Raw genomic sequence first — 6,756 nt, forward strand, 5'->3', positions numbered from 1 at the left:
GACAAGTCAATCGTTGGGATTCATCGTGAAACAACGAGGTGCACATGCGCCTCAAGAATGACAGCCCGTCATTCACCCCTGTTCTCCCTCAGTCCAGGGCAATCGGGCCTCAGGATTTACACCATTCCAAGGGACGCGGCCCCAGTCGGGATAGGCCGCAGCAGCCTGCTGCAGCACCTCCAATGCAGAGCTCCAGCTCACCTTGAGGCGGAAATCGAGATGGCGCAGATCCACGTTGGTTCGCTTGAGTTCCTTGGTGCTTGACACCTTTGCCAGCGCATAGACCTCGCGCTTGAGATCCACCAGCGTGGGCTGCTTCTGCCGCGCAGGTCTGGCGCTGGCCGGCGCCTTGGCTGTTGCTTTGGCCGCGGCGGTGGCCTTGGCGGCTGGCTTCGCCCCTTTCAGCGGCGGGGAGGACTTGCGGGCCATGGTGCTCACTCCGCGAGACCGAGGCCCAACTGCTCGCCGGAGCGCAGCTGCTCCAGCTCCCGGCGCAGGATCTGGCTGGTCTGCCGCTCGATTTTGAGTGCTTCGCTCAACTCGTCACGCTCGCGTCGGTAGCGGTTGGTGTGGGCCACTCGACCGCCGAGGCTCTGGTTGTTCCTGGCCAGTTGCTTGCGGCGTTCCACCTCCGTCTCAAAGGCGCGTTGCAAGGCGGCGAGCTCCTTCTCCAGTTGGCGCTCGGCTTTCGATTGCTGCTGTTCAGAGCGCAGGGCTCCGTTCTCGGCCTCCAGGGCTCTGAGGCGAGCTTCCAGGCGCTCGATAGAAACCTGCTTGCCCCGCAGGGCCTCCTTCAGCTTCTGCAGAAGTGCACCAAGGCGAGAGCGTTCCTTCTTCTGTTCAAAGGCATTTTCTTCGCAGAGGCGGGCGTAATCGCGTAGCAGGCCAGTACGACGCTGCAGCACCTTGGCGGTGCACTCGTACTTGATGATGGCGATGACACGGCAGCGCTCCAGCTCATCGAGCTCCTGCACGGCCTTGAGGTGTCTCAGCTCGTCGTAGTTGGTGCACTCATGCCGCAGCTCCTGGGTGGGGACATGCTCCTGGGCGCTGATCCGCTTCATCAACCGCTGGACCCACACCAAGGAGCGGGTGGTGCAGCTGGATCAGAAGCGTCAGGAGTTCATCGAGAAGACCAAGAATCTGCCGCCGCTCCCCCTGGGTGGGAACGGCCACGGCGGCCCCGTGAACCAGACGGAACCGTCTTCTCCCGCCAAGGTGGAGCTCGTGGACAGCCCAGCGGCCCAGAAGGCCCAGGAGGTCAAGGCCGATGGGACAACTCACTGACACCCTGCGGGCCACATTGCGGGACCTGGCCCAATCCGACGCCAGGCTCTACCGCGGGTTGCAGGAGGAGCTGGGCGACACCAAACCAGCCAGCAACTCGCCCGCAGCGCTGCTGGACAGTGACGCCCCGGCCAGCCGCGAGGAGTTGGAAAGGTTGTCGGTGGCTGCGCTCTGGACCCTCTGCAAGGCGCGCGGCATCAAGGGCCTCAGCAAGGGCCCGGTGCCGAAACAGGTGGATGCCCTGCTCAGCCACCCGGATGGACCACCCCTGCGTAGCGCCCTGCCCAGCAAGGCCACCAAGGGCAGCAAGAGCACTGCCGGCAGCGGCAAGACCGCACCCAAGGCTGGCACCGCTGAGCTCCATTTCCTCGAACAGCGCCTCGACCGGTTGGAGCAGCTGGTGCTGTTGTTCGCCCAGCAGGTGGGTGTGCCTGCGGTAGCGATCGAGCGGTTGCTGCCGCTGGCGGCCCCGGAAACCTGAGACAGCATGGGAATCAAACGTCCTGGGGATTCTATATTCGCTGTTCGCGAATGCCGAATGGCCCGTTGCAACCTTGGCCCGCTCACCCTCCAATCCCCAGCTCGTCCTGCGGCCGCAGGATCTGGTGGTGCTGCTGCGCCTGGCCCTGGATCCAGGCCCGGCTCCCACCTATGCAGCCCTCGGCGCCGAGCTGGGCCTGACGGCCTCAGAGGCCCATGCGGCCGTGGAGCGTGCCGTGGCCGCCAAGCTGGCGATCAAAGATGAGGCTGGCAAGCCATCGGTGGTTCGCGCTGCCCTGAGAGCCTTCGTGCAGCACGGTGCGCGCTACTGCTTCCCAGCCACGCAGGGAGGGCTCAGCCGCGGTGTTCCCACCGGCTACGCCGCCTCCCCCCTCAGCGAGCAGATCCGGCCGGGCAGCGACCCACCACCGGTCTGGCCGTGGAAGAAGGGCACGGCCCGTGGCATCGCCTTCTACCCGCTCTACCCGAGTGTTCCCGAGGCGGCGGCGCGCAACCCGGCCCTTGGGGAGCTGCTGGCGCTGTTCGACGCGGTGCGTGGCGGCAGCGCCCGTGAACAGGGCCTGGCGCTGGCCCTACTGGAGGAGCGGCTGCAGCCATGAATCCCAACGACCCCAACGTCTTCCTGCTGGAGCGGGCGGCTGAGCAGTTGGGCGAGGCGCTGCTCGAGCAACTGGTGTTTGTCGGCGGGGCCGTGGCCGGTGTGCTGATCACGGATCCGGCGATGCCGGAGATCCGGCCCACCCAGGATGTGGATGTGATCTGCAGGGTGATCGCCAGGGCCGACTACCACCAGCTGGGGAGGCAGTTGCGGCAGCGCGGCTTCCAGGAGGACAGCCGGCCAGGGGCACCCCTCTGCCGCTGGTGCACAGACGACCTCGTTCTCGATCTGATGCCAACCCAGGGCGAGATCCTTGGCTTCTCCAATCGCTGGTATCCCCTCGCCCTGGACACCGCCCAGCGTCAGGGGCTGCCAAGCGGTCGCTCGATTCGGATCGTCACTGCACCGGTGTTCCTGGCCACCAAGCTGGAGGCCTTCCGCGGTCGCGGCCAGGGCGATTTTCTTTTCAGTCACGATCTGGAGGACCTGATGGCCGTGGTCGACGGCCGGGCATCACTGCTGGAGGAATGCAGACTCAGCCCGCCTGAGCTGCGGCAGGGTCTGGCGGCTCAGTTCCTGGAGCTGTTGAACACCTCCGCCTTTCTGGAGGCCCTGCCTGCCTTCCTCCCACCGGATCAAGCCAGCCAGCAACGACTGCCGGGCCTGCTGGAAACGCTGAGGGCCATCGCGGCTCTGGCCGAGCCCTGACTATTCAGCTCAGATCCTGAGGACTGATCCCCAGCTCGGCGTGGCCGGTAGCCGGATCCAGCTCCCGCCGGAACTGCCACCCCGGCAGCAGGCCGATCACCAGCTCGGCGGTGGTGCGCACCAGCGAGCCGGCGCAGAGGTGCCCGCCGATCACGGTGCCGCTGCTGCCTGCGACGGCGATGTGCAGGTGGGCGCCATCGGGCGAGAGGGTGCCTGAGAGGCTGACGATCTCCAGCTCGCCCTGGATCGCCGTGGCCTCGGCCGCTCCCGCCAGGCGCAGCTGGGCCAGCGACAGGCTGCCGACGGCGCTGATCACGCAGCCGGCCTCTTCGTCTTGCTCGCCCATCCAGGCCTCCAGAACCAGGCGCAGGTCATCGCCGGGCTGCAGGCGCAACGGCACCACCTTCATGCTCCAGGCCCCTCCACCAGCCCCTGGACCATCACCAGGGCATCGACATAACCCAACTGCTTGTGGCGGAAGGCCCCCGGCAGGGTGCCGACCACCTGAAAGCCATTGCGCTGCCAGCAGCGAGTGCCGGCGGTGTTGGTGCTCACCACCAGGTTGAACTGCATCAGCCGGAACCCCAGTCGCCGCGCCGCCTGCAGCGAGTTCTGGCAGAGCCGACTGCCGATTCCCTGCCGGCGGCAGTGGTCGGCCACCACATCGTCCGCGTTGGAAACATGGGCGCCGAGGGCCAGGGAGTTGGGCCTGAGGTAGTAGGTGCCCACCAGCGCACCCGCGGTATCCACGGCCACCATCACCGCCTGGTTCTGCTCCACCCAGGCCACCTGCGCCTCGGCCTCGCTGATGGCCGGGTCGTGGGGGAAGGTTTCACCCGCGCGGAACACCGGCTCCAGCAGCGCCCACACAGCCGGCCAGTCGGCCGCCTCGTAGGGGCGGATCTGCAGGGGCGTGGTGTGCGTGGCCAGGGGCAAGCAGCGGCCTTAGTCGATTGTCTCGTTCAACGGCCCTTAGGTGGCCACCCACGCCCTGATCATTGCGCCCAAGGCCAGCGGCCAGAGCATCAGGGCCTGCAAGACCACGGGCACGCTCACCACCGGCGCATCGAGCACGTTCGATGGCTGGGCGAACAGCAATGCCGCCAACGATGCGGCACACCCAGCCACCCAGTGGGCGCGGGGGCTCTCCATCGCGACATTCTCCGACTGGTACATCCCGGCGCTGTTTGAGCTGGAGATCCTCTACCGGCGTTTCAAGCCGGACGGCAGTGAGGGCAACGTGACCAGCCACGGCGCCAACCCTTATGCGGTGCCGGCCAGTGCCAACTACACCTTCTCTGCTCCTGCCCAGACCGCCTTCCCGCTCTTCGTTGATGGAGCGGCGGAGGCCTTCTTTGCCGGCGGGATGGGCACCTCGACGCAGGACTCAGCAACCACCCACCAGGTGCAGGACTGGTTCTATGGCAACTGGGAGCCGCTGGGCAAGACGTTTCCCCAGACCGTGCGGGCGATCCGCAAGATCCAGGTGATCCCCTGATGCCGAGCTGGGTTCCGAGGATCGACACGCCCCGGCGGGCCCTTGAGCAGCAGGACAACGGCCCGCTGAATGGTCCGTCGGTGCTGGATCTGAGCTTTGCGGGCCTTGGTATCGATGGACTGTTTCTGGAGGTGAGCTGCTCGGTGGCCGCCTGGGTGACCTTCTACGACTCCACGGCGGCGCGGGCGGCGGATGCTGCCCGGCCGTTCGAGGAGGACCCACCGCTTTCAGCAGGTGTGTTGCTCGATCTGCGCTTCTCCGCTGAAACGCCGACTCTCAAACTCGCGCCGGGCTGCAGCTACAGCAACGGCGAGAGCCCCCTGCAGCAGCGGCTCTGGGCGCGGCTGCGCACCGAAGTGACGGGCGCCCACACGGCGACATTGGGCGTGCTGGCCCTGGTGCTCAACGATTCGGTGGGCGGCTGATGGCGGCGACGATCACCGATCTCAGCCGCCGCGGGGACCAGGGCTTTGCGCTCCCCGCCTTGTTTGGCGAGGCTCATGCCCTGCTGACGGCCTGGATCACGGCCGCCAACGGCCAGAACCCCACCCAATTGCTGAGTGTGATGGCAGGCCCGGCAGGGTCGCCGGGCTTCTGCGGCTGGACGATCAAGGCACGGCTGGCGGCGCTCAGCGGCGGCCAGCCGGTGGAACTGATCAGCCAATGGGTGGTGAACCTGAGCAGCGGTGCGGTGACGACCCATGCCGCCCTGGCGTCGGGCTTCACAGCCGGCACGGCCCTGGGCGGTCACGGCAGTCTCACGGGCGGGGTGGGCACCACCAGCTCCCTGATCACCCTGGCCAATCAACCGCTACCCCTGGGTGCGGTGGTGGCCTCCAGCCTGGCGGCAGGCCAGGAGTTCTTCTGCTTTGCCTTCTCCCAGCACAGCTTCTCCAACCGCCAGGCGGTGGCCCTGCTGATCGCCAAGGACGTGGTTTCCGGCCAGTGGCACCTCTCGCTCACCGACATGGCCGGTGTGATCGCCACAGCGGCCTGGAATCTGGCGCGGCCCCAGGTGCTGCTCGCCACCGCCTTCCGCGCTGACTTCTTCTCCTCCGGGTTTCCGCTGATGCTGGTGCGCCCGGCCCAGTGGCTGCCGCTCACCCCGACGATCGTCTTCACCACGCCACTGCCGCCGGTGCAGTGGTGGGACCCGGTGGCGTTGCCTGTGGACCTGGCGCTCTACAACCGCACCTTCACGAGCTTTGGCTACATCAAGCCGGCCGATGGCAGCGAGTGGTTGCAGCTTGGCGGCGCCCGCCTTGTGGTGCGGCTCAAGGACCCGGTGAGCTGATGCCATGACCCTCACCTGCTCCGCCCTGCAATGGCCGCTTTGGAACTGGACCAGCAAGTTGCCAACGGATCCGGGCATGAAGCTGGCGGAGGCCTTCAGTGCCTTCTCGGCGGAGGTGAATGCGACGCCGGCCAATGCCCTGGTGCCGCTGTCGCTGATCAAGGATCACAACGCCGCGACAGGGGCCATCAGCTACGGCTACGTCTGGCGGCTGGGCCATCCCCAGACGCCGGTGCTGCTCAGCTTCTCCAACAGCTCCAAGGTTCAGGGCTACAACTCCAGCAGCAGCTCCGCCCGCCTGCAACTGGGCCTCGAGAGCGCCTACACCAACGACAGCAGCAACGGCGGCTACGGCAGCTTCTCGGCGACCTTGTTCAGCGTCAATGCCGGCCTGTCGCACTACGCCTCCGATGGCACACCGGCCTGGGATCTGGCTGGCTTTCTGCTGATTCAGGCCGATACGACGCCGGGCCGTGAGTTCTTCTGCTACACGATCGCGCCGATCGGGACTGACATCAACACGCAGAATCACACCCTGCTGTTGTTCCGCTCGCCGGCGGTGAGCGGTTGGAGTGTGGTTCTCAATCGCTCCAACTCCTACACCGGCATGTTCTATTCACTGAACAGCTACACCTGGAGCAACAACGCCCTGGTGGCGGCCTCGATCATTCCGCTGCCACCCAGCGGCATTGAACAGCAACTGATTCGAGGTTGCGGGTTGTATGCCAACACCCTGACTGCCCGACACTTCTCAATTGAGACAGTCATGCGACCGCCAGCTGCGCTGTTGGGTTTGGCAGTGGCGGCAGTTCCACCCGCGTGAACCAGGGCTGTTTCTGCCGCCGCTGCACGCCGCGGCTGGGAATGCAA

The 6,756-nt window shown here is 66.4% G+C and carries 12 protein-coding genes; 8 read left to right on the forward strand and 4 right to left on the reverse strand.

Annotation, left to right across the window (positions count from 1 at the left end; genetic code table 11):
* Positions 1-72: 72 nt before the first annotated feature.
* Together KQ304_RS03315 and KQ304_RS03320 are read right to left on the reverse strand one after the other, a co-directional pair.
* On the reverse strand, positions 73-429 hold the full coding sequence (locus KQ304_RS03315; protein WP_259735698.1) for a hypothetical protein: 357 nt from the start codon (positions 427-429) through the stop codon (positions 73-75).
* 5 nt (positions 430-434) lie between these two features.
* Entirely contained in the window at positions 435-1,064 is a 630-nt protein-coding gene (locus tag KQ304_RS03320) for a hypothetical protein (RefSeq protein ID WP_259735699.1), read from the reverse strand.
* On the opposite strand from KQ304_RS03320, the gene KQ304_RS03325 reads away from it, so the two are divergent.
* From KQ304_RS03325 to KQ304_RS03340, 4 genes are all read left to right on the forward strand, one after another.
* A complete protein-coding gene (locus KQ304_RS03325; protein ID WP_259735700.1) occupies positions 1,030-1,287 on the forward strand; it encodes a hypothetical protein in 258 nt (85 codons plus the stop codon). The genes KQ304_RS03320 and KQ304_RS03325 overlap by 35 nt on opposite strands.
* Positions 1,271-1,768 carry a hypothetical protein gene (locus KQ304_RS03330; RefSeq protein WP_259735701.1) on the forward strand — a complete coding sequence of 166 codons (498 nt, stop codon included), beginning with the start codon at positions 1,271-1,273 and terminating at the stop codon, positions 1,766-1,768. Before KQ304_RS03325 ends, KQ304_RS03330 begins: the two co-directional genes overlap by 17 nt.
* A 73-nt stretch (positions 1,769-1,841) precedes the next feature.
* Positions 1,842-2,387 (forward strand): hypothetical protein, encoded by a 546-nt coding sequence (locus KQ304_RS03335; RefSeq protein ID WP_259735702.1) that lies wholly within the window; start codon positions 1,842-1,844, stop codon positions 2,385-2,387.
* The gene (locus KQ304_RS03340) at positions 2,384-3,094 is read left to right on the forward strand and encodes a hypothetical protein (RefSeq protein ID WP_259735703.1); all 711 of its coding nucleotides are present in this window, start codon (positions 2,384-2,386) and stop codon (positions 3,092-3,094) included. Before KQ304_RS03335 ends, KQ304_RS03340 begins: the two co-directional genes overlap by 4 nt.
* 4 nt (positions 3,095-3,098) lie before the next feature.
* On the opposite strand, the gene KQ304_RS03345 is transcribed toward KQ304_RS03340, so the two are convergent.
* Entirely contained in the window at positions 3,099-3,503 is a 405-nt protein-coding gene (locus KQ304_RS03345) for a PPC domain-containing DNA-binding protein (RefSeq protein WP_259735704.1), read from the reverse strand.
* Complete coding sequence (locus KQ304_RS03350) at positions 3,500-4,030, reverse strand: GNAT family N-acetyltransferase (RefSeq protein WP_259735705.1); 531 nt, start codon at positions 4,028-4,030, stop codon at positions 3,500-3,502. Before KQ304_RS03350 ends, KQ304_RS03345 begins: the two co-directional genes overlap by 4 nt.
* A 40-nt stretch (positions 4,031-4,070) precedes the next feature.
* On the opposite strand from KQ304_RS03350, the gene KQ304_RS03355 reads away from it, so the two are divergent.
* Genes KQ304_RS03355 through KQ304_RS03370 form a run of 4 tightly spaced genes read left to right on the forward strand, consistent with a single transcriptional unit; the run spans position 4,071 to position 6,709 of the window.
* Entirely contained in the window at positions 4,071-4,592 is a 522-nt protein-coding gene (locus KQ304_RS03355; protein WP_259735706.1) for a hypothetical protein, read from the forward strand.
* Positions 4,592-5,017, forward strand: coding sequence for a hypothetical protein (locus KQ304_RS03360; RefSeq protein ID WP_259735707.1), 426 nt, complete (start codon positions 4,592-4,594; stop codon positions 5,015-5,017). The genes KQ304_RS03355 and KQ304_RS03360 overlap by 1 nt, the downstream gene beginning before the upstream one ends.
* Positions 5,017-5,886 (forward strand): hypothetical protein, encoded by an 870-nt coding sequence (locus KQ304_RS03365; RefSeq protein ID WP_259735708.1) that lies wholly within the window; start codon positions 5,017-5,019, stop codon positions 5,884-5,886. Before KQ304_RS03360 ends, KQ304_RS03365 begins: the two co-directional genes overlap by 1 nt.
* 4 nt (positions 5,887-5,890) lie before the next feature.
* A complete protein-coding gene (locus KQ304_RS03370; RefSeq protein WP_259735709.1) occupies positions 5,891-6,709 on the forward strand; it encodes a hypothetical protein in 819 nt (272 codons plus the stop codon).
* Positions 6,710-6,756 lie beyond the last annotated feature (47 nt).

It is taken from the genome of Synechococcus sp. CS-1329 (assembly GCF_025128055.1).
Lineage (GTDB): Bacteria > Cyanobacteriota > Cyanobacteriia > PCC-6307 > Cyanobiaceae > Regnicoccus_A.

Bases quoted from the DNA above. Each gene is read 5' to 3' on its own strand.
- KQ304_RS03340 (WP_259735703.1), top strand. From the start codon at position 2,384: ATGAATCCCAACGACCCCAACGTCTTCCTGCTGGAGCGGGCGGCTGAG.
- KQ304_RS03365 (WP_259735708.1), top strand. From the start codon at position 5,017: ATGGCGGCGACGATCACCGATCTCAGCCGCCGCGGGGACCAGGGCTTT.
- KQ304_RS03320 (WP_259735699.1), bottom strand. From the start codon at position 1,064: ATGAAGCGGATCAGCGCCCAGGAGCATGTCCCCACCCAGGAGCTGCGG.
- KQ304_RS03315 (WP_259735698.1), bottom strand. From the start codon at position 429: ATGGCCCGCAAGTCCTCCCCGCCGCTGAAAGGGGCGAAGCCAGCCGCC.
- KQ304_RS03370 (WP_259735709.1), top strand. From the start codon at position 5,891: ATGACCCTCACCTGCTCCGCCCTGCAATGGCCGCTTTGGAACTGGACC.
- KQ304_RS03330 (WP_259735701.1), top strand. From the start codon at position 1,271: ATGGGACAACTCACTGACACCCTGCGGGCCACATTGCGGGACCTGGCC.
- KQ304_RS03345 (WP_259735704.1), bottom strand. From the start codon at position 3,503: ATGAAGGTGGTGCCGTTGCGCCTGCAGCCCGGCGATGACCTGCGCCTG.
- KQ304_RS03360 (WP_259735707.1), top strand. From the start codon at position 4,592: ATGCCGAGCTGGGTTCCGAGGATCGACACGCCCCGGCGGGCCCTTGAG.